At 63.2% G+C, this 20,685-nt stretch carries 15 protein-coding genes; 7 read left to right on the top strand and 8 right to left on the bottom strand.

Annotated features, from left to right (window positions below; all coding sequences use genetic code 11):
- Positions 1 to 73: 73 nt before the first annotated feature.
- The 6 genes from SMA01S_RS05050 to SMA01S_RS05075 all read right to left on the bottom strand — a co-directional run bounded on the left by SMA01S_RS05050 (position 74) and on the right by SMA01S_RS05075 (position 9,848).
- Complete coding sequence (locus SMA01S_RS05050) at positions 74 to 1,024, bottom strand: class I SAM-dependent methyltransferase (protein WP_066818759.1); 951 nt, start codon at positions 1,022 to 1,024, stop codon at positions 74 to 76.
- A gap of 154 nt (positions 1,025 to 1,178) precedes the next feature.
- A complete protein-coding gene (locus SMA01S_RS05055; RefSeq protein ID WP_066818763.1) occupies positions 1,179 to 1,811 on the bottom strand; it encodes a response regulator in 633 nt (210 codons plus the stop codon).
- Positions 1,808 to 3,382, bottom strand: a complete 1,575-nt coding sequence (locus SMA01S_RS05060; protein WP_157093810.1) for a sensor histidine kinase — start codon at positions 3,380 to 3,382, stop codon at positions 1,808 to 1,810. The genes SMA01S_RS05055 and SMA01S_RS05060 overlap by 4 nt, the downstream gene beginning before the upstream one ends.
- A gap of 38 nt (positions 3,383 to 3,420) precedes the next feature.
- A complete protein-coding gene (locus SMA01S_RS05065) occupies positions 3,421 to 4,629 on the bottom strand; it encodes a glycosyltransferase family 4 protein (RefSeq protein WP_066818769.1) in 1,209 nt (402 codons plus the stop codon).
- A gap of 260 nt (positions 4,630 to 4,889) precedes the next feature.
- Positions 4,890 to 8,681, bottom strand: a complete 3,792-nt coding sequence (locus SMA01S_RS25255) for a cadherin domain-containing protein (RefSeq protein ID WP_066818772.1) — start codon at positions 8,679 to 8,681, stop codon at positions 4,890 to 4,892.
- A 300-nt stretch (positions 8,682 to 8,981) separates the two neighbouring features.
- Positions 8,982 to 9,848 (bottom strand): sulfotransferase domain-containing protein, encoded by an 867-nt coding sequence (locus SMA01S_RS05075; RefSeq protein WP_084250088.1) that lies wholly within the window; start codon positions 9,846 to 9,848, stop codon positions 8,982 to 8,984.
- Positions 9,849 to 10,282: 434 nt separating this feature from the next.
- Here SMA01S_RS05075 and rfbF point away from each other — a divergent pair, with 434 nt between their 5' ends.
- From rfbF to SMA01S_RS05105, 6 genes are read left to right on the top strand one after another with little or no spacing between them, the layout of a single operon-like run.
- Positions 10,283 to 11,101, top strand: a complete 819-nt coding sequence (gene rfbF, locus SMA01S_RS05080) for a glucose-1-phosphate cytidylyltransferase (protein WP_066818778.1) — start codon at positions 10,283 to 10,285, stop codon at positions 11,099 to 11,101.
- The gene (gene rfbG / locus SMA01S_RS05085; protein ID WP_084250089.1) at positions 11,094 to 12,254 is read left to right on the top strand and encodes a CDP-glucose 4,6-dehydratase; all 1,161 of its coding nucleotides are present in this window, start codon (positions 11,094 to 11,096) and stop codon (positions 12,252 to 12,254) included. The genes rfbF and rfbG overlap by 8 nt, the downstream gene beginning before the upstream one ends.
- On the top strand, positions 12,245 to 13,465 hold the full coding sequence (locus tag SMA01S_RS05090; RefSeq protein WP_066818780.1) for a DegT/DnrJ/EryC1/StrS family aminotransferase: 1,221 nt from the start codon (positions 12,245 to 12,247) through the stop codon (positions 13,463 to 13,465). Before rfbG ends, SMA01S_RS05090 begins: the two co-directional genes overlap by 10 nt.
- Before the next feature lie 16 nt (positions 13,466 to 13,481).
- Positions 13,482 to 14,702 carry a class I SAM-dependent methyltransferase gene (locus SMA01S_RS05095; RefSeq protein WP_066819211.1) on the top strand — a complete coding sequence of 407 codons (1,221 nt, stop codon included), beginning with the start codon at positions 13,482 to 13,484 and terminating at the stop codon, positions 14,700 to 14,702.
- Positions 14,703 to 14,726: 24 nt separating this feature from the next.
- Positions 14,727 to 15,668, top strand: a complete 942-nt coding sequence (locus SMA01S_RS05100; RefSeq protein ID WP_066818782.1) for an NAD-dependent epimerase/dehydratase family protein — start codon at positions 14,727 to 14,729, stop codon at positions 15,666 to 15,668.
- Complete coding sequence (locus SMA01S_RS05105; RefSeq protein ID WP_066818784.1) at positions 15,665 to 16,699, top strand: glycosyltransferase family 2 protein; 1,035 nt, start codon at positions 15,665 to 15,667, stop codon at positions 16,697 to 16,699. Before SMA01S_RS05100 ends, SMA01S_RS05105 begins: the two co-directional genes overlap by 4 nt.
- Here SMA01S_RS05105 and SMA01S_RS05110 read toward each other — a convergent pair.
- Complete coding sequence (locus SMA01S_RS05110; RefSeq protein WP_066818786.1) at positions 16,599 to 18,311, bottom strand: hypothetical protein; 1,713 nt, start codon at positions 18,309 to 18,311, stop codon at positions 16,599 to 16,601. The genes SMA01S_RS05105 and SMA01S_RS05110 overlap by 101 nt on opposite strands.
- Before the next feature lie 165 nt (positions 18,312 to 18,476).
- Here SMA01S_RS05110 and SMA01S_RS05115 point away from each other — a divergent pair, with 165 nt between their 5' ends.
- Positions 18,477 to 19,334 carry an ATP-binding protein gene (locus SMA01S_RS05115; RefSeq protein ID WP_157093811.1) on the top strand — a complete coding sequence of 286 codons (858 nt, stop codon included), beginning with the start codon at positions 18,477 to 18,479 and terminating at the stop codon, positions 19,332 to 19,334.
- On the opposite strand, the gene SMA01S_RS05120 is transcribed toward SMA01S_RS05115, so the two are convergent.
- Entirely contained in the window at positions 19,322 to 20,674 is a 1,353-nt protein-coding gene (locus SMA01S_RS05120) for a pectate lyase (RefSeq protein ID WP_066818793.1), read from the bottom strand. The genes SMA01S_RS05115 and SMA01S_RS05120 overlap by 13 nt on opposite strands.
- Between the last annotated feature and the right edge of the window lie 11 nt (positions 20,675 to 20,685).

Consider the following 20,685-nt stretch of genomic DNA (forward strand, 5'->3'; position numbering starts at 1 on the left):
GGTGACCAGCGAACCATCGAGCCATTGCGCTATGGGCGTTGCCGCGCTTCGGTTCGTTCGGACGCACGACCCCTCATGTTGAAGTGGACGCTTGGGCCCCGCGGTAGAAGGCCACAATCTCCTGGGGTGAGACGTTTCGAACCGACCGGCGCCCCAGGAAATACACCCCGCTTGCCGCGTCCGAAGCATAAGAGGAAGGCACGCAGGCGTCGAAGAGTTGGAGCCAGCTGAAGGCGAGTTTGAACATTTTGCCGGCCAGCCGCGAACGGAACAGGGCTCGCGCGAAATAGTCGATCGACCAAGTGAGCTGTGTGCCCGGTCCGCCGCTGCAACCGGAATCGACCAGCTCAAACCGCCGGAATAAGAAGCGGTGTCCGCTTTCGGTGAACCGGGTGAAGTCGTAGGCACCCTCATGCACATGTTGGAGAAACGGCGTCTCGGCATAGACCAGGCCGTCGGGCTTCAGCACGCGCCAGATTTCGTCGACCACCTGCTGCGGGTCGAGGACGTGTTCGAGCACCGCCTGGATCACCACGGCATCGACCGATCGGTCGCGAAGGGGGATGCTGTGCGCGTCGGCTATGAACTGGATGTTTGGCGAGTAATAGATGTCGAAAGCGGCGATCCCCAAGTCGGGATGTTCGTAGAGTGCCGCCATGCCCTGACCTACCGTGCCGCCGCCGATGACGAGCACGAGAGGCGCATGATCGCGCGGCAGCGCGGCGATGAGTCGGTCGATATTGCGGCGCGTGCTTTTCTTCTCCGGCGAGAGGATGCGCTTGACCGCGCGCTTCAGACCCTCCGGCGTGCGGCGCCGAACCGGGCTGTCGACGTTATTCTCGGTGACTTCCCCGACGGACAGGATCGATCGCGCAAAATCGATCAGTACCGGCACACCCTGGACCGCGGAATAGCTACAGCGGTCGTCATCGGCGCAGCGCAGCATGGCACCATCGCCGATCAGCGGGGCGCGGGTGCGCGGGCAGCAGAAAAGTGGCTCGAGCCGATCAATTTCCACCAGCATGTCTGCTCCTGATATGCGCGGCGCGGCTACAGGTGCCTGCGCGCAGCAAGAGCTTAGGGAATTTGGCGGTCCAAAAAATCTACCAGGCGATATACGTCGAAGGGTGGTCTGCTCTACCCCTTTGGGGGAGGACGCCCGCCGCAGTGCGAGGGAGTTATTGCAGCTGGTCGCGGGTGAACAGGATCGCCACTGCTGTGCGATTGTCGACGCCCAACTTCGAATAGATGCTGTGCAGATGAATCTTCACGGTCCCCTCGGACATGGCGAGTCGGGCCGCGGCCTCCTTGTTTGAGAGCCCGTCGGCAATCAGTCGCGCTACCTCCTTCTCGCGTCGCGTCAGCAACTCGAAGGGTGAGATCCGACGCGCTGCGGCCGAGGCTCGGCTGATCGCCGGTTGGACGATGCTCGACGGCAGCCATCTCCGACCCTCAACGACATGGCGCAGACAATCGACCAGGCTCGCGGCGGAGCTCTCCTTGAGCACGATACCATATGCCCCGGCGGCGATGACCTGGATCACCTGCTCGTCGGTGATGCAGCCGGTGAGGATTACCACGCGAACCGGCCATTGCTTGCGCGCGACCTCCTTCAATACGTCGATCCCGTCACGCTCCGGCATCGAGATGTCCAGCACCGCCACGTCGGGCATATGTTCGAGGATCGCGTCGATCGCCTGCTGACCGCTGCCACAGGTGGCGACGATGTCGATATCGGTGTCGGTCGCGATCAAGTCGGCCAATCCGCGCAAGATCAAGGGATGATCGTCGCAGAGCATGAGCGAGGTCATGACGCCGCCCGCTCCAGCGGGATTTCCATGCGGACGCTTAATCCGACGCCCTGCAGCAGGACCGCCATGCTGCCTCCCAGATTCTCGATCCGGTTGCTGAGCGACGCCGGGCGCGGCACGCCGTGCGCATTGCTCCCGGTACCATCATCGCGGATCGTCACTTCGAGCAGCTTGCCTCGGCGCCGAATCGCGATCGTCACTTCCTTGGCACCGCCATGCCGAGCGGCATTTGCGGTCGCTTCCGAGAGCGCAAGGCATAGTTCAGTGGCTATTCGATCACTTACCTCGAGACCGGGCGGGTCGATGCGGATCGCCACCCGGCAATCCCATTGCGAGCCGAGCGGCTCGACGAACATCTGGAGCTGATCCGCAAGACAATGCTTGCGATTCGACCCGGTGCGCGTCTCGGCGACAAAATGTCGAATGCGCGCCTGATGGCTCCGCAACGTATCGCGGATATGAACCAGCGTCTCACTCGCCGGCTGGGCCATCGTGCGCTCGGCGGCACTGAGCTGGAGAACCGCCGCGGTCAGATCCTGGAGCACGCTGTCGTGCAGGTCGCGGGCGAGCCGCACGCGCTCCTCGAGACCGGCTGCCGAGACATATTCGCACACCAGGGAGAACTGCTCGAGCTCCATCGCGATTCGTGACGCCACTATCTGAATGAACAGGGTCACGTCGCGATCGCGGTACGCCGGGTCGATCACAATCACGCTGCCACGATAACGGATCGTGCCGAAACCGGCGGCATAAGCGCAACGCCAATCCGCGCCAGCCAGAGCTCGCAGCATCTCGCGCTGTCCTCCGGTAAGTTCAACCATGGTCACGGGGCCGGGGCTGATCAGTGCCTCATCGGGCAGCACAACATGATCGGCGAAGCAAACGTTCTCGTCGCTCCAGATCGCGGCATGTACGGCAGCCTCGTCCTGATCCCGCCAGAGCACGAGGATGCGATTGGCACCCAGCACTTTCGATGCGTGGCGCAACGACGACGACAGCCAGGGCCGGTCCTCCTCCGGCACGATGTCATGCGGCCAGGAGGCGAGTTCGCGAAGGCGGGCATTGCTGCGGCTGCGATAGTTACCGAAATAGCCCAGCATGATCACCGTCACCCAGCAGAAGACCGATCGCAGGATCAGGAAGTTAAGCTCGGACTCGCCGTCCTCGACATCGGGCACACCGACGAAGATCAGGATCGCCTGCAGCGCCAATGCGGTGGCGATCGTGCCGGTCCATTCCCAGCGGATCGCAGCGGCGATCAGCACGAAGGTATAGAAAACGAAGAAGGGGCTTTCGAGCTCGCCCGTAATGTAGATCAGCACCGCGACGACGAGCACGTCGATCATGACGGTGAGGATGTTGAAGGCGTCCTCGATGCGGGCATGGGGCCGCACGAACAACAGGGCAAACGCATAGACGGCATAGCCGCCAAGGATCCAATAGGCTTTATCGAGCAGGTTGGCGGGCTGGGTCGGGTCTATATAGATTGCAACCGCAGCGAAGACGGCGACGATCAACCGGCCGCCATTGATCAGATGCGCCGGGTTGGTGACATAGGGTTGTAGCGACATCGCCACACCAACGCGTCCGCGCAATTTGGCGAGGCCATTCACGGCAGTGGAACCGGCGCGGGGGCGCTGCCGCCGCGCGAACGGTTACTGGGCCGGGCGCTGGGTACGAGCTCGTCATACAGCGCCATCACCGCTTCCGCATGACGGTCTTCGCCGAAATGGCCCAGCGCGTGGGCCCGTGCGGCCGCGGCCAGCGCGGCATATCGGTTCTTATCGCTCAACAAATCTAGCGCGCCGACGGCCAGCGCGTGGGGGTCCTCGGGCGCGACCAGTACGCCGAGGCGACCCTCCTGCAGCGCTTCGATATTGCCGCCCGAGCGGGATGCCACGATCGGGGTGTCGACTAACATCGATTCGATTAACGTGCGCCCGAACGGTTCGTCGACTGCGGGCACCACCAGCAGATCGCATGCCGCGATCCACTCCGCGCCGGGATAGCGGAAGCCCATCAACCGGATCGCATCGGAGACGCCGTGGCGCTCGGCATGTTTGCGAACCACGGCCTCGTCGATCTCCAGCGGCGTGCCGAACACCAGCCCCTGCACGGGCAGGTTTGGCGCGAGCCGCCGCAGCGCGGCGACTGCCTCGACGAACAACAGGGGCCGCTTGCGCGGGATCAGCACGCCAAAGAATGCGATCAGCCGCGTGTCAGCGCTGCAGCCGAGTTCGCCGAGCAGTGCGGCGTGCATCGTCTGGCGGTCGACGCGGATATCGGTGTCGAATGGACTGTGTATCACCCGCGCGCGCCGAATGCGGGTTCCCGCCTTGCCCAAGGCGAAGGACGAGACCGAGATCACCGCGTCGGCGATGCGCGGCGCGATGAAGCGGAGACCGCGGGCATCGGGAGCGCCGCGATGGTGCCAGACCAGCTTGGCGCCTGCGCGCTTGGCCGGCAGCGCCCAGGTCGCGTGCGTGCGACCGTCATTGGTGTGCACGATGTCCACCGCGCGCTCGCGCAGCAGCCGGGCCAGCATGCCGGACGCCCGGACGATACCGAGGGCGTCGCGCAGGCCGGCGCGCTCGCCGTGTCGCGGCGCGGGCAGCAGGCCGGCGGTGGCGATATCGACGTCGGCGTCACGCATCATCCGCGCAATCTCGCCTTGCGGTTCTTCGACCACCACCAGTGGGTCGAAACGGCTCCGATCGAGGTTGCTCAGCAAACCAAGTACCGAGATATGGCTGCCTCCGATGAGGTCCCCGCAAAAGGGAAAGCAGATTTTCGTCCGGCGCTCCGCCACGAACTGCACCTTTCCTAGCCCTTGCTCTGGCTAGCACTTGTGAACGCCACCGCCGCTGGTTCCCTTGCGGTTGGGCGGGCAATTCGGAGCTACGCCTTAGTGGTGCGAAATCTCGACGGATCAGGCTTGTCCCTCGATCAGTCACCGAGCAGAACAGGAAGCTTCTTCGGAATGCTTGATGGGCCGACGGCAACTCCCGAACTGGGCCGCTGCGGATGTGCTGCTCTTAGATGCCCCCGCGCCATAGACCGGCCCCTCGGCAATGGACTTTAGATAATATGATGCTGGTCAAACGCGCCCAGGCTGTTGGCGCCCTGCAGGATAACTGCCTGATCGGGCACGTGATCGCCGTTGCTATCCCAGAACAACCAGCCATCGGTGGTGCCCGCGACGAAGATCGCCGAGATGCTGGGCGTCATCGCGCCGCGCGCGGCAAGCAGGGCGTCGTCGAAGCTGTTCGTCCCGACAGTCAACTCGCCATAGGCGCTGGCCGAGAACGGTCCGCTGAACACATCGATATCGATTGAATCGGCGGAGGCGTTGAAATCCGTGATCGTGTCGACAAAGCCATTGGTGGCCGCTGTATCGCCAATGGCGAACACGAACACGTCGGCGTCCGCGCCGCCGGTCATCACATCCTTGCCCTTACCACCGATCAGGATGTCCGCCCCGGCCTGGCCAAACAGCGTGTCGTTCGAGGCGCCACCGTCGAGCAGGTCGTTTCCCGCACCGCCATCAAGCGCATCGACGCCGTTGCCACCGCTCAGATTGTCGTCGCCTATATTGCCGAGCAAGGTGTCGTTGCCCTCCCCGCCTTGCAGCGTGTCGTTGCCGGCGCCGCCGTCGATCGTGTCGTTGCCGAGATCGCCGACCAGCAGGTTGGCGCCAGCATTGCCGGTTATGACGTTGTTCAGGGCGTTGCCGTATCCGTTGATGCTGTCGGTGCCGGTCAGCGTTAGCTTTTCGACCTCGTCGGTCAGACGGTAGCTGACAGAGGAATTGACCAGATCCCCGGTGCCGCCACCAGCCAGCTCGACCACAATGTCGTCGTTGGCGGCATTGCCGTCGTCCGACCAGGTATCGACGGTATAGGTGTCGTTTTCCGTGCCGCCTTCCATGCGATCGGCGCCGGCGCCACCGTCCAGCGCGTCGCTGCCCGCACCGCCCAGCAGGCTGTCATTGCCCGCCTCGCCATTCAGGATGTCGGTACCGTCGCCGCCGATCAGCGTGTCCGCACCGTCGCCACCGAGCAGACGATCATTGCCCGCACCCCCGTCGATCAAATTGGCGCCGGCATTGCCGGTGATGATATTGCTGAGAACATTACCCACGCCCGAAATGGCCGCTGTCCCCGCAAGGGTCAGATTCTCGACCTCGGCGGTCAGTTGATAACTGACGGTAGCGATCACCAGATCGGTCCCCGCCCCGGCAGCTTCCACGACCAAATCGTCGTTCCCGGCGAAACCGTCCGCGCTCCAGGTATCGACATAATAAGTGTCGTTGCCGACCCCGCCTTCCATGCGGTCGGCCCCAGCGCCGCCATCGATGATATCGTTGCCGCCCAGACCGTAGATCGTATCGTTGAGTGCCGTCGTCTGCGTTGCCGCCGGCGCGGTCGGCGAGAAGGTGTTGGCCGCGCCGTTGCCAGTCAGCGTCCGGCCAATCTCGTTGACATCGAGCACCTGGACGGCAAGCGCCTGGGTGGTCACGAACGTGCCGTCGGTGGCGGCGACGATCACGTCGTAGATGCCATCGGCACCGGCATCCTTCCGAAACTCGAAATCGGGAGGGTTGATGAAGCTCAACGCCCCGGTGACGCTGTCCAGCACGAAGAACGCGGCGTCGGCGCCGCCGGTGATCGTATAAGTGGGCGTCGTTCCATCGCCGTCGCTCGCGGCGACGGTCGTGACATACGTGCTATTTTCCAGCAGTGACGCGGTGCCGGTGGCGCCGCCGCCGTTCGACAGGATGACCGGGGCGATGTCGTTGACGTTGGTGATCGCGACCGTCAGCGCCTGCGACACCGTCGTGATGCCGTCACTCGCGCCTACCGTCACCGAATAGACATTGTCGGCGCCCATATCGGCCGGCTGCTCAAAGTTCGGTGGGGTGACGAAGCTCAACGCTCCCGTCAGGCTGTCGATCGTGAACAATGCGGCATCGGCGCCCGACAGAATGGAATAGGTCAGCCCCATGCCGTCCGCGTCGGTCGCGGTGATCGTCGTGACCGTCGCGATATTCTCGGCCAGCGCCAGCGAGGCACTCGGCGCCCCGCCGAACGACGTTAGAATGGGCAGATTGTCGTTGGTGTTAGCGACGGTGATCGACAGCGCCTGATGATCGCCATTAGTGCCGTTGCTCGCGGCGACGACGACATCATAGATATGGTTGCCGCCCTGATCGGTCGGCACTTCGAAGTCGGGGGCGACAAGGAAGGAAAGCGCCCCGGTCGCGGCGTCGATGGTGAACTGAGCCGCATCGGCGCCGCCGACGATCCGGAAGGTCAGCGGCAAGCCGGCGGGATCGACGGCCACCATCGTGGTCGCGAGCAGGCCGTTCTCATCGACGGTGACGGCGGCAGTGGCCTGGGCGCCGTTGGAGGTGATCGTCGGCGCCTGGCCGTCCGCGACATCGCTGACGGTCACCGCGAGACGCTGCTGCGCCACGCCGCCGACGCCATCACTGGCGGCGACGATCACGTCATAGATATTGTTGCCGTCGCGATCATAGGCATCCTCGAAATCGGGCGGTGAGACAAACAGGAGCGCTCCGGTCGCCGCGTCGATCTTGAACAATGCGGCATCGTCGCCGCCGGCAATCGCGTAGCTCAGGGTCTGGCCGGCATCGATATCCGTCGCGACCACGGTCGTGACTGCCTGCGGGTCGTTTTCGTTCACCGTGATGGCCGCCTGGGCGCCGCCACCGTTCGAGACGATCACCGGCGGTGTGTCCAGCTGATCGCTGGCAAAGGTGCCGTCGGCAAACTGGAAGAACTCGACATTGCGGACGATGTCCGTCCCATCCGGCGAGCCGGCGCGCTGATCGACGAACGTCAGGCTGCCATCCGCATTGGTCGTGAAGCGATAGTCCGCGCGGTTGCCGGTGAAGACCAGGCGGTCGATTTCCATCCCGCCATCGACCGTATCATCACCGCCGCCGGCCAGGATGATGTCCGCGCCCGCGTCGCCACCCAAATAATCCTTGCCGTCGCCACCGTCGACGAGGTCATTGCCGCTGTCACCATGAAGCTCGTCATTGCCGGCTCGGCCGTAGAGCTGGTCGTCCCCGCTCCCGCCGCTCAATTTGTCGGCACCGGTGTTGTTGAGATCGTCGCCATAGAGGACATCATTGCCCGCGCCGCCGATCAGCGAGTCATTGTCCGCGCCGCCATAGAGCGTGTCGTTGTCGTCGCCGCCGTCCAGCGTGTCGGCTCGGCCGCCGCCGTACAGCGTGTCGTTACCGCGCTGACCGTACAGCGTATCGTAGCTGGAACTGTTGTCGAAGCCGAGATCTTCGCCATACAGCGTATCGTCGCCGTCACCGCCATAGATCGTATCGGCACCCGCGAAGCCGAGGATCAGATCGTTGCCCGCCTCGCCATAGAAGACGTCCGCGCCCGCGCCGCCGACGATCGTGTCGTTACCGTCGCCTGCGTAGATCTTCGTATCCTTGCCATAGGCGACACCGCCCGGGCCATGCGCGGTCAGATCGACAAAATCGTCCCCGCCGTTGAGGTACATGAGCTGAATATCGCGGAAGCCGCCCAGCCCGTCGGCGAACGTGCCATTATTGTAGACGACCGCGTCGTTGTAGTTCGATCCGTAAATTGCGTCGGTACGATCGCCGATGATCACGTCGGTCGAGATGTTCACCAGGGAGCCGAGCAACTGGAAGATGGACCCATCGCTGCGATGAAGCGATGTGTTCCACACGAAACTCGCCAAGGTCGCGTCGGCGCGCAGGTTGTTCGGGTTGGCGTCCTTATTGAACAGGAAGAAGCGATCCACGCCCGTCGTGCCCACGACAGTCGAGCTGCCAAGGGAATTGTAGAAATCTGCCATGAATCTACTCCGACGACGCGCATCGCGCCCGTCGGCAAACTAGTCGCGAGACACTGCGTTTGAACGTGGAATAACGGGTTAGAACTTTGGCCCACCCGCGCCTGCCAGAATCGCCGATCATAGCCATGCGGCTTATGCGGGGACCCCGCGACCGGGGCCGCTTCGGCGACTAGCCGGCCTCCAGTACAGTCGTTCGCAGTCGTTCATCCTCTTTCGAAGTACGCAATAATGGCAGGCGGTGCACCGCGCTGATGAATCTACGACCCAGCGAACGGCCGCATTTTCCGCCGCTGGATCAATTCATGTTGCCGCAAGGGACGCGCCCAGCAGATGACGCGCCTCAGGGGTGATTGCCTTCGACCATTCCTCATGAATCCACAGGCACGTTCTGACGCTGAGATAATCGCCATAACCACCAACGAGACCTCGCCGCACGCGCAACGCTTCGGGATCGGAACGGTCATATCGCTGGCCCGGAAGCCCGGCCTCGATCTCCATCGCGCGCATCTTGCCGATCTCGGCTGCAGCAATCGCCTGTGCGATCAGTGGTGTTGACGGCTCGATGTTCAAGAAATCGATGGCGGTCGAGACCGTTGTTTGCGGATCGCTGCTGAGACTCTCATAGGAAATGACGCGATGGGGAACCTTGCTCAGGTAAGCTGCCCAGCTGTTGTAATGTTTCGCGACCTGGTGAAGGCCGCGGCTCCGATCGCGAACGAACGCGTCGATATCGCCGTGAAAATCGCGCGAGTGACGCGTTGCGTGAAGATAGGAAGAGACCAAGACGTCGCGAACGTCGCGTGTCATGTAGATCGCTGGAACGTCATGCTTTCGAAACAGCCTGGGACGCTCATGCGTAACCGGCAGGAAAGGCACTAGGCCGATCGCCGGACCGCTCATGAATGCCGGCAGCCCCTGATTGGCATCCCAGTCAAGGTTCGGCAGTACGGAAAACATCTGGTGGAGGTTGGGGGCGCAGTCCAAACCGTAGGCGAGCGCGAAATAATAGCTGAGGATGAAGCGGAGCCATGTGCGTCCGGATTTCGGGTAGGATACCAGCACATGGTCAATCGAGCTTAGGACCTTCCGGATGCTCCATCGAAAATAAGCATCCCGGGGTCCGTGGATGATACGCGCCAGGACATGAGTCGGTGCTTGCTGGGCCATGACGTGTTTTAGTTGATTGAAGAGCCCGCGACACGGCGCATTTGACCACGCCCCCTATCCCTTAAGGATGATCGCGGCGGGTACGAGAATCTGATAGACGCGGTTCGCCGCATTCTCGGGTCATGCGACACGCCGGGAGCGGTCCAATCCCGCCTATCTCAATGAGCCCTCTCGACCCTGGGGCCTGCCATCTTCAGCTTTTTGCCAAGCGGCTTCCGAGGCGGACGCGATCACGAGTCCCCGCGACCCGGCTTCGCCCTTCCTGACAAGGGTACATTGCTCCACCGATGGGATGATGGCTATCGGCGCGAGGAGACTGGGACCCTCATCCGATTAGCTCTGCGCTAACCCCGATGCGCATGCCCGCCCGGCGACCCTTTGACGTATGCTCCGACAGCAACATCGATGCACCTCGGTCGTTCCGGGAGGATAAAATGCAAGTTGTACTCCTTGCTGGTGGACTTGGCTCCAGGCTGTCGGAAGAGACCGTAAGTATACCAAAGCCAATGGTCGAGATTTCTGGTCGGCCGATCATCCTGCATGTCATGGATATATATAGCCACTGGGGTCATAGGGATTTTATTGTTGCCTGTGGCTACAAATCATTGATGATGAAGAAGTTTTTTCACGACCTTTATTTCATGGGCAACGATTTTACCGTTGCGGTTCACGACGGCAATGTTGCGCTCCATCCAAGTCGACCGATGGACTGGAATGTCTCGGTCGTCGACACGGGTCAGCACACGATGACGGGCGGCCGCCTGCGGCGCCTCCGCGAATGGCTCGGCAACGAGACGTTCATGGTCACCTATTCGGATGGTGTCGGCAATATCGACATCGAGGCCCTGATCGCTTTCCACCGGTCGCATGGCGGCCTGGCGACGGTGACGGCCGTGCAGCCGCCGGCTCGGTTCGGCAATCTCGAACTGGTCGGCAATCAAGTGGTCGAGTTCACCGAAAAGGTGCTGAAACAAGAGACCTGGATCAACGGCGGCTTCTTCGTCTTCGAACCGGAAGTTCTCGATTATCTCTCGGGCGATGACGAGCCGCTGGAACAAGCGCCGCTCGCCGCCCTCGCCCGCGACGGCGAATTGTTCGCGTACAAACATACCGGCTTCTGGCACCCGATGGATACGGTGCGAGACCGGGATCACCTCAATCAACTGTGTGTATCCGGCGACATCCCCTGGATGCCAAAGCCCCCGTTGGGGGCAGTCGAGCCGCCGCCGCAGGCATTTGCGACCAATGTCTGAAGCGGCGCTGGACGAAAGCCGGTTGGGCCGCGCACTGGCGGGCCGCCACGTCGTGTTGACCGGTCATACCGGCTTCAAGGGTGGCTGGCTGGCGCTTTGGCTCCAGCGACTGGGCGCTGACATAACGGCCGTCGCCCTGCCCCCTGGCGACGGCCAACCCAGCTTGTTCGACGCGATCGACGTCCCGTCGCTGGTACGTCATCGTGTCGCGGACATCCGATCGGCCGAACAGTTCGATGCCGCGGTGGCGGGCCTCGATCCGGATCTCGTGATCCACATGGCGGCACAGTCCCTTGTCCGCCGTTCCTATGCCGATCCGGTCGAGACCTTTCATACCAATGTGGTGGGGACCGCGATCGTGCTCGACACGGCACGGCGCATGCCGAGCCTGCGGGGCGTGCTCGTGGTGACCAGCGACAAATGCTATGCCAATCGGGAATGGCTCTGGGGTTACCGCGAGATCGACCGGCTGGGTGGCGCCGACCCTTATAGTGCGTCCAAGGGATGCACCGAGCTGGTGGTGGATGCCTATCGCCACTCGTTCTTCCGGGAACCGGACGGTCCGATCATTGCCACTGCCCGCGCCGGCAACGTCTTTGGCGGCGGCGACTGGTCGGAGGACCGCCTCGTTCCCGACATCGTCCGCGCCGTAACCGCCGGCCGTCCGATTAAGGTCCGCAACCCCCGAAGCGTTCGGCCCTGGCAGCACGTACTGGAGCCGCTCGCCGGCTATCTCATGTTGGCCGCTGGCATGATCGAGGGGAATCGCGAGCTCGACGGCGCCTGGAACTTCGGGCCCGACAGCGCCGGCGTGGTCGATGTCGAAACCTTGCTCAACGCCTTCCGAGACGCCTGGAAGCCAAGCGTGCTCGAAGCGCATTTCGATCGCAGCGATACGTCCCGCCCCGAAGCCGGCATGCTGAGCCTCGACAGCAGCAAGGCGAAGCTCGAGCTCGGCTGGCGGCCCAGACTGAACATGGCGCAGGCGGTAACGCTGACGACCGATTGGTATCGCGCCCACCTCGCCCGCGCCGACATGCGGGCGTTCAGCGAGCGTCAGATCGACGATTACGTCGCCGGAGCGGAAAGCCCACCGGGCCAGACGATGACAGGGGCACCCACCATCCAGGAGACGGCGAAGCTATGCGCGTGAACTATGGTCAAACAGTCCATGGCGACGACGAGATCGATGCCGTTGTGTCCGTTCTGCGCGGCTCGACCCAGATGGGTGATCGCGTCCGGGAGATGCAGGCAAAAGTCGCCGCGCTGTTTGCCAAGAAGCATGGCATCATGGTGAATTCGGGGTCTTCGGCGAACTATCTGGCGGTCGAGCTGCTTGGCCTGCCACGCGGCAGCGAGGTGATCACCCCAGCCCTCACCTTCGCCACGACGGTCGCGCCGATCGTTCGCAATGGTCTTGTGCCCGCCTTTGTCGATGTGCGCCCCGGCACCTACAATATCGACGAAGACGCGATCGACGCCATGATCACCAGCCGGACGCGGGCCATGATGATCCCCTCGTTGATCGGCAATCTCCCCGACTGGGACCGGATCCGCGAAATTGCGGACCGGCACGGGCTGCTCGTGATCGAGGACAGCGCCGACACGCTGGGTGCCACGCTTCGCGGCACCAGCACCGGGACGAGGTCGGACATAAGCACGACCAGTTTCTACGGCTCGCATGTTATCAATGCGGCGGGCAATGGCGGCATGTTGTGCGTCAATGACGAGGCGATGGCCCGGCGCGGCATCCTGCTGCGATCCTGGGGCCGGAGCTCCTCGCTCTTCGTCGATTCCGAATCTGTGGAACGTCGGTTCGACGTGACCCTGCAGGGCATTCCCTATGACGCCAAATTCGTCTTCGAAGAGCTCGGCTACAATCTCGAGCCGTCCGAAATCGGTGCGGCGTTCGGGCTTGTTCAGCTGACCAAGCTGGAGCGCAACATCGCCGCGCGCGAACGCAATTTCGCGCGGCACATGGCCTTTTTCTCGCGCTACGCGGACTGGTTGACATTGCCGCGGCAATTGCCCGAGGCCCGGACCGGTTGGCTCGCTTTCCCGCTGACGGTCCGTCCCGAGGCGCCGTTCAATCGACGCGATCTCCAGATCTATCTCGAGAAACAGGATATCCAGACGCGGGTCGTCTTCACCGGCAACATCCTGCGCCAACCCGCCATGGCGGGAGTCGAGGCCCGTGTCCGGGACGAAGGCTATCCACAAGCCGATGCCGTCATGAAGGGCGGTATCCTGCTGGCCTGCCACCACGGTCTGGAAGACGCCCAGATCGATCATATCCACGACTGTTTCGACCGGTTTGCAAAAGACCTGGCCGGACAGACCGAACCACTGCGCAATTGCGCCTAGGCTGAAAGGTTGAATGATGGAGCGACTTGAGCACTGCCGCGCCTGTTTGGCGCCGCAGCCCTACCTTTTCCTCGCAATGGGCGATCATCCGCCCGCCAACATGTTCGTCCGTCCGGCCGAGGTCGGCGAGACGCAGCCGGTCTTTTCGCTGAATACCCAGGCTTGCCTGCATTGCGGGCTGATTCAGATAGCGGATCAGATCCCGGCGGATTTCTTCCGGCACTATCTCTATGTCCCGTCGGGCGCGACGACCATGCACCGGCATTTTGGCGAACTGGCCGAGACGCTCAAACAGCACGCCGGGGACGGGCTCATCGTCGATATCGGCTGCAATGACGGCCTGTTGCTTAAAGCCTGCAACGACATCGGCTGCAAGACGCTCGGCATCGATCCTGCCGCAAATCTGGCCGAACTGGCCAATGCCCAAGGCGTGGAGGTGCACGTCGCCTATTTCGATCCACCCACGGCCGCGACGCTGCGCAACGATCGCGGCGCGGCGAAGGTCATCGTCACGACCAACACCTTCAACCATATCGGCGATTTGCACTACTTCATGGCCGGCGTCGTCGATCTGCTCGACGAAGATGGGACGTTCGTGGTCGAGGTACCCTGGGCCAAGGAGCTGCTGGCGCGCAACGAATTCGATACCGTGTACCAGGAACACGTCTCGGAATTCAGCCTGCTTTCAATGGTTCGGCTCGGCGAAGCCTTCGGGCTGGACGTGATCGACGTCCAGAAATTGCCGATCCATGGTGGGTCGATGCGGGTCTTCTTCCGACGCAAGGCGAATGTGACCGCGACGCCGGCGGTGCAGGAGATGCTCAGCGAGGAACTCGAAGCGGGGATGCTGAAAGCGAAGACCTATGACGACTTTGCCGACCGGGTCGAACAGGTCGGCCGCGACCTGATTCACATGCTGGCGGAGTTGAAGGGTCAGGGCCTGAAGATCGCCGGCTATGGCGCACCGGCCAAGGGCAACACCCTGCTCAACTATTTCGGTGTCGGGCCCAATCACCTCGATTTTCTGGTCGATCGCAATCCGCTCAAACAGGGCCTGTTCTCGCCCGGAATGAAGATCGAGGTTCGATCGCCCGAGGCGATCGAGACCGAACGACCCGATATCCTGATGGTGCTGGCCTGGAATTTCCTGGACGAAATTCGAGAGCAGCAAGCCGAGTTCACCTCTCGCGGCGGCCGCTTCCTGGTGCCGTTGCCGCAACCGGTCCTGATGAACTGATCAACGAATGGGGAAGCGCCGGCGATGGCGGAATGTGTTCTGATCACGGGCGGTGCCGGCTTTATCGGATCGAAGGTGGCGGCGGCACATGCCGCCGCCGGCGACGAGGTCCACGTCATCGTCCGGCCGCGCGGCCTGATCAGGTCCAGTCGCATGGCGGCAAATGTCATCGTGGCGCACTTGCATCTCGATGATGTCGAAACGCTGTCGACCTATGTCGAGCAAGCGCGACCGACGATCATCTATCATTTGGCGAGCGACACGGGCCGCGGCACCGGCGGACTCAATCCACTCGACTCACAGATAGTGATTGGCGATCTGCGGAATTTCCTGACCTTGCTCAAGGCGGCCCGGGCGGCGACGCCGAGGATATTGGTAAGAGCCGGCTCGCTGGCGGAATATGGCAACGGCGTCACTCCCTCGCGCGAAAGCCAGCGCGAGCAGCCCTTGTCGGCCTACACCGCCGCGATGGTTGCCGGCGCGCATGTGGCGCGCGCCCTTCAACCGACGCTCCCCTTCGCGGTTCTCACCGCGCGCCTCGCTCTCACTTATGGCGAAGGCCAGTCCGATGCCTTTCTGATTCCGCGGCTCATCCAGCGCTGCCTTGCGGGTGAGCCGTGCGACGTGGAGCACCCCTCCCGGCGGCGTGACTTGATCCATGTGGATGATGTGGTCGATGGCCTTAGAGCGCTTGCCCGGTCCGACCTGCCCGGCGGATCGATCGTCAACCTGTGCAGCGGCATTGCGCCGACGATGGAAAATGTCGCCAGGCGCATCGCCGCGCTCGCCGATGCCGATCCGGCATTGATCAGATATGGCGACGATGCGGAGTCTGAGACGGGAATCACGACGGTTCTCGGCTCACCCGACCTTGCGTCAGCCTTGATGGGGTGGAGCGCGCGGATAGCGCTGGACGAAGGACTTGCGCGCACGGTGGCGAGCGCGAGACAGCCGGTATACGCATGACCGGGGACGGCGATACCCTGGTCTCTGTGCTGGTGCCGGCGCTGAACGAGGCCGCGAACGTGGGCCGCGCTTATGCCGAAATCACGCGCGTATTCGACGGCCTCCCCGGCTACCGGTGCGAGATCATCTTCACCGATAATCACTCGACCGACGCCACCTTCACCCTGTTGAGCGCGATCGCCAGCGTCGATCCTCGGGTCCGCGTCATTCGCTTTGCCCGAAACATCGGATATCAACGATCGTTGCTGGTCGCCTACCAGAACGCGCGGGGCGCATGCTCGGTGCAGATCGATTGCGACCTGCAGGACCCGCCGGATCTGATTCCGCAAATGCTGGCGCGCTGGCGCGAGGGGCATCAGGTCGTTTACGGCATACGGCGCTCGCTGGCCGAGAGCCGGATCAAGGCGGCCCTGCGACGTTGGTTCTATTATGGCATCAATGCCTTGAGCGAAGACGATCTGCCGTTGAATGCCGGCGAGTTCAGGCTGGTCGATGGACGATTGCTCGCCGAACTCCGCACGGTCCAGGACACCAGCCCATATCTGCGCGGGCTCATCAGCTCGATGGGCTTTTCGCAAGTGGGCTTCGAATATGACCGCGGCGCCCGCGTCGCGGGCGAGAGCAAATTTCCGCTCAGCAAGATGCTGGGTCTCGCCGCCGATGGCGTCCTCAACCACTCGCTCGTTCCGCTGCGCGTGGCGTCGGGTGTCGGGTTGGCAGTAGGCGTTACGACAACCCTGCTCATCCTGGGCTACCTCGCCGGGCGGCTGGCCTTCGGGCAACAATGGCCAGCCGGCTTTGCCACGACGACGCTGCTCCTGTTGCTCGGGATCACGCTCAACGCGCTGTTTCTGGGCGTGATCGGCGAATATCTCGGTCGCATCTTCATGCAAGTGAAGGGGCGGCCCATTCCGATCATCGAGGCCCGGCTCAACGACGCGCCGGCGCCGATGTCGCCCCAAAGTCCGAAACCCGAGGCGGCGCCGCGGAGCCGAAAGCAACCGGCGCCGTCGGAAGCGGTGATCGCGTAAACAGAACCATGTCGCGAGCGGCACTGCCGCGCCCCATCCTGATCGGGTGAGCGACATAGCCGTGAGCGACGGCAAAGGCCGATAGCGGTGCATCGAGTGTACCTTCCTGACCCGTCAGAATGGCAGCCGGCGGCGCGCTTTCCAGCATTGCGTCGACCGTCGCCGGAGACGTCAGATGGGCGTAGTGAACTCGTTCTCCGGCCGGTATCCAGGCGCTCGCCCGATAGACGAAGGGCCCCATTGCGAGCGCCGGGTACACCTTGAGCTTGCCCTCAAGCGCATAGACCGGCGACAGGGTCGCCATCGAAGCGCGCTGGCCTCCTCCGTTCGCCAGCTTCGCCATGTCGAGCGCATCGCGATGGACCTGAAATCCCGTCCAGCGTGCGACGTTCACCGCCTTGGGCGCCGTGGACAGCAGGATCGGCGTGCCGATCAACGCCGCCATGACAAGCGCGGCGACCAGGAACGGACGGGCCAGGTTTCGCCCATCGGCATCGAGCGAACCGTGCAGCAATGCGATCAGCATGAGCGCGAACGGAAGCGCGGTGGTGAAATATTGCGGAAATGCCGGCGTCGGCAGGAACGAGATGATTGCCGCGAGCGCGGAGATCGCCAGCAGCAGCATCACCGGCCAGCGTGCCGCTGCGCCGGCCCAGGAGCGAAATTGCCCCCCACGCACCGCCAATGTTGCATAAAAAGCCAGTGCCAGCAGCACGATGAGGTTCGTCGCGCTGAACCACGAGCGCTGCGCCATCAGCATCTTCGCCGCCAGGCCGATCGCCTTGGGATCAAGAGGGTCGGCGTTCGCCCGCCAATAGCCGATCTGGGGGCCGCGATGGAAACTCACGACATGCGCGACAAAGCCCGACGGATCGCGCGCCAGGAAATAGAGCGTCGGCGCCCCGCCGATGATACCTCCAGCCAGGAACGGCAGCGTGAACTGCGTCAGTCGGGCCCGCATCGTCAGGTGCCGCGGCACGAAAATGGCGGCAATGGCGACCGGCGGCAAAAGGATGACGTAATTCGCCTTGAAGCCGACCGCCACGGCCAACAGGAAGCCGGAAAGGGCCGTCAGTCCCGGCGACGGCAATGGCCGCGTGGCCGCTTCGATGAAGGCCAGCAAGCCGAGCAATGCAAACGGCGTGGCGATGAAATTGTTCGTAACCGCCATCCCGGTCGCATCGAGCAGCGCAGGATTGGCGATCAACAGCGCGACCAGAACAGCCGCAACCAGGTCGCTTCGCGCGTGGCGGCGGCCGATGAGCACTAGGGCGGCGATCGCCGCCAGCCACGAGACGAAGATCACCAGCCGCCCGACCAGGACATAATGTTCACCGCCGACCACGGCAAATAGGCCGGACAAAAGAAGCGGCAGGTTCGGCAGATGACTGAATCCCAGATCAGAATACAGCCCGTCGAACGAAAACAGGACCGCGGCGGGAAGGTAGAATTGTTCGTCATGTTGCAAGGGGTAGGTCATGATCCGGACGAACAAGGCAGCCAGAGCGATCGCCACGGCAAACCCGATTAGGCCGGAGCGCGCCGGCCAGAGGATTCCTTTTCGCTCGTTGCTGTCGCCCGATACGAGTTGTGCGTACGTGTCGACTTGCATCGCCCCAATCCTTCTCTCGCGAAGGGGCAGAATAAGTCGATCGGCGCTGTATTCGTCGTGCGCAGGGGGAGTAATCCGTTGTCGAATGCGACGACGACTGTCGCCGCTGCTATCGCCTGGGGGGCTCCGCTGTGGAGCGCCGTGACATCAGGCAACGAGCGAACAGTGCAGACCGCAACAAAGTTCTTTTCCGCCGACCCCGACGGGTTGACCGCGCGCGACGAAGCGCTGTTCTTTGGCGCATTGCGGACCGGCAACGCCACGTTCAAACGGACCGATCAGGCTCGTCTGCGCACCGTCGATGCCGCGCTGATCGAATGCCTCGACCGGGCAAACGCCACCGTCGACACGGCACTCGATCTTGGCATTTCGTCGGGCGTCACCACGGCCGAACTTGCGGCCGCGCTCACGCAATCCGGGCACCGCGTCAGGATGACCGGCACGGATCGCTCGCTTGCCGCGCGGATCGTCGATCTGCCGATGGGGTGTCGCGCGCTGGTCGAACCGACCGGTCATGTCCTGCAATATGAAATATTGGGGCGGGCGATGCGGCCCTGGACGCGCCGTCTCGACTATCTGACCGGCATGGCCCTCGCCCGCACAGTCGTGAACCGAACATTGGCGCCGCTGGCTCGCGCGCAGGCCGTCTCGCGCCAGGCCGGGAATAGTGTCGCCCTTGTCAGCCCGCGGCTGGCGCAATCGGACGCGATGCGGTTGATCGAGGACGATATCACCCTCCGCAATCCCGCCCTGGTCGGCGGCTTCGATCTGATCCGCGCGGCCAACGTCCTCAACCGCCTCCATTTCCAGCCCGGGTCGCTACTGCGCGCTGTCGAGAATACACGCTCCTATCTGCGCGGCCCCGGCGCCTGGCTGCTGGTGCTGCGTACCCATGGCGATACCGACCATCGCGGTACGCTGTTCAGGATGGGCGATGACGGCGTCCTTGCGATCGTGGAACGATGGGGCGGCGGATCCGAGATCGAGGAGTTGTTCCTCGACAAGCGGAGTCAAAGCACCTGACGACCGGCCATCCGCTCATTGTGGGCGTAATTCAGAAACTCGTCGAAATTGGTCCATCCGTCACCGTCACGATCTTCCCAGGGGTCGCTACGAAGCGGGTTGCTTCCATGCGCCATCTCCCAACGATCTGACATGCCGTCGCCGTCGGTATCCTTATAGGCCGCTCCACCGGCGATCGACGGCAATTGGCGATTGGGCCGGCCGATGGCCCCTGTCCGGCTTCGCACCTCGCCGACGATCCGACTATCGACCTGATCGCGAGGGAAAGCCCCGGCGCCGCTCAAGACCGCCTCAAACGCGCTCCTGCCGGGCATAGGCTTCAACGTCAAAGGGCAAACGGGCGAGTTTACCAGCGCTGCGCGGGCCACCGGCGCCATGACGATACCTTTACCGTCGACGATATTATCCTGTACGTAAATGCGCGCGCGCCCGGTGGAGGCCACCAGAGGCCGGTCGATGCCGAAGGCTAGCCGCGGCGTATTCGGACCACGCCGATAGTAATTGCCGACAATGTTGACCGGCGTCCCGCCATAGCTCTCCCAGACTTCGCTGAATTGCACCTGCGCGTTGTACAGGACGTTGTTGACCACCTCGACGCACGAGCCGGGTTTGAAGTTGATATCCGGATTGCGATCGCCATTGTGGGCGCACAGGTTCTTGATGAAGCTCACGCGTTGCGGCGACCGCGGGTCGCTCGACAACAGCGCGCATTTGTCGTGGCGCGGCACGCCTTCGGCAAAGATCGACCACGAAATGGTGATGGCATCATTGTCGGCATAGCCTCCCATATTCTCGTCGCGCGCCCAGGAGCCGCTGACATGGTCGAGAATCACGTTGCGGCTGTTCTCGATGATGAACGCGCTGTCCGCGCGACGCTGTTCGCCCGGGCGATCGAGCCTCACCCGGATATCGCGGACGATCACATCATGCGTGTTCTTGATGACAAAGGGCGTGAACGCCCCCTTCCCGCCGGCATGCGTGATCAGAATCCCTCCGCCGGGCGCGGTCTCTCCGGCTATCGTAATATAGGGATTGTGAATATCCGGGCGCATCGTCGTGTACCGGATAACGCCGCCGACACGAAAGACGCAGACCCTCGGCCCGACCGCGACGATACAGGCGCGCAACGATCCGGGGCCGGCATCGGCCAGCGTCGTCACTGCAATGATGCGACCGCCGCGCCCGCCCTGCGCCATCCGGCCGAAGCCCTCCGCTCCGGGGAACGCAGGGCGCTTGGCGGCGGGTGGCTCCGCAGGCACGGATGTCGCGGAGGCCAGTACAAGCCCGGCCGCCAGATAGCTGACCAGCCGCCAGGTTCCGCGATTGGTGATGTTGGCCATGCGATGTCGCC

The organism is Sphingomonas mali NBRC 15500, from assembly GCF_001598415.1.
Classification (GTDB): domain Bacteria; phylum Pseudomonadota; class Alphaproteobacteria; order Sphingomonadales; family Sphingomonadaceae; genus Sphingomonas; species Sphingomonas mali.

Excerpts from the sequence above, each read along its gene's own strand:
- SMA01S_RS05050 (WP_066818759.1), bottom strand. The coding sequence starts at position 1,024 with ATGCTGGTGGAAATTGATCGGCTCGAGCCACTTTTCTGCTGCCCGCGC.
- SMA01S_RS05055 (WP_066818763.1), bottom strand. The coding sequence starts at position 1,811 with ATGACCTCGCTCATGCTCTGCGACGATCATCCCTTGATCTTGCGCGGA.
- SMA01S_RS05060 (WP_157093810.1), bottom strand. The coding sequence starts at position 3,382 with ATGTCGCTACAACCCTATGTCACCAACCCGGCGCATCTGATCAATGGC.
- SMA01S_RS25255 (WP_066818772.1), bottom strand. The coding sequence starts at position 8,681 with ATGGCAGATTTCTACAATTCCCTTGGCAGCTCGACTGTCGTGGGCACG.
- SMA01S_RS05075 (WP_084250088.1), bottom strand. The coding sequence starts at position 9,848 with ATGGCCCAGCAAGCACCGACTCATGTCCTGGCGCGTATCATCCACGGA.
- rfbF (WP_066818778.1), top strand. The coding sequence starts at position 10,283 with ATGCAAGTTGTACTCCTTGCTGGTGGACTTGGCTCCAGGCTGTCGGAA.
- rfbG (WP_084250089.1), top strand. The coding sequence starts at position 11,094 with ATGTCTGAAGCGGCGCTGGACGAAAGCCGGTTGGGCCGCGCACTGGCG.
- SMA01S_RS05090 (WP_066818780.1), top strand. The coding sequence starts at position 12,245 with ATGCGCGTGAACTATGGTCAAACAGTCCATGGCGACGACGAGATCGAT.
- SMA01S_RS05095 (WP_066819211.1), top strand. The coding sequence starts at position 13,482 with ATGGAGCGACTTGAGCACTGCCGCGCCTGTTTGGCGCCGCAGCCCTAC.
- SMA01S_RS05100 (WP_066818782.1), top strand. The coding sequence starts at position 14,727 with ATGGCGGAATGTGTTCTGATCACGGGCGGTGCCGGCTTTATCGGATCG.
- SMA01S_RS05105 (WP_066818784.1), top strand. The coding sequence starts at position 15,665 with ATGACCGGGGACGGCGATACCCTGGTCTCTGTGCTGGTGCCGGCGCTG.
- SMA01S_RS05110 (WP_066818786.1), bottom strand. The coding sequence starts at position 18,311 with ATGCAAGTCGACACGTACGCACAACTCGTATCGGGCGACAGCAACGAG.
- SMA01S_RS05120 (WP_066818793.1), bottom strand. The coding sequence starts at position 20,674 with ATGGCCAACATCACCAATCGCGGAACCTGGCGGCTGGTCAGCTATCTG.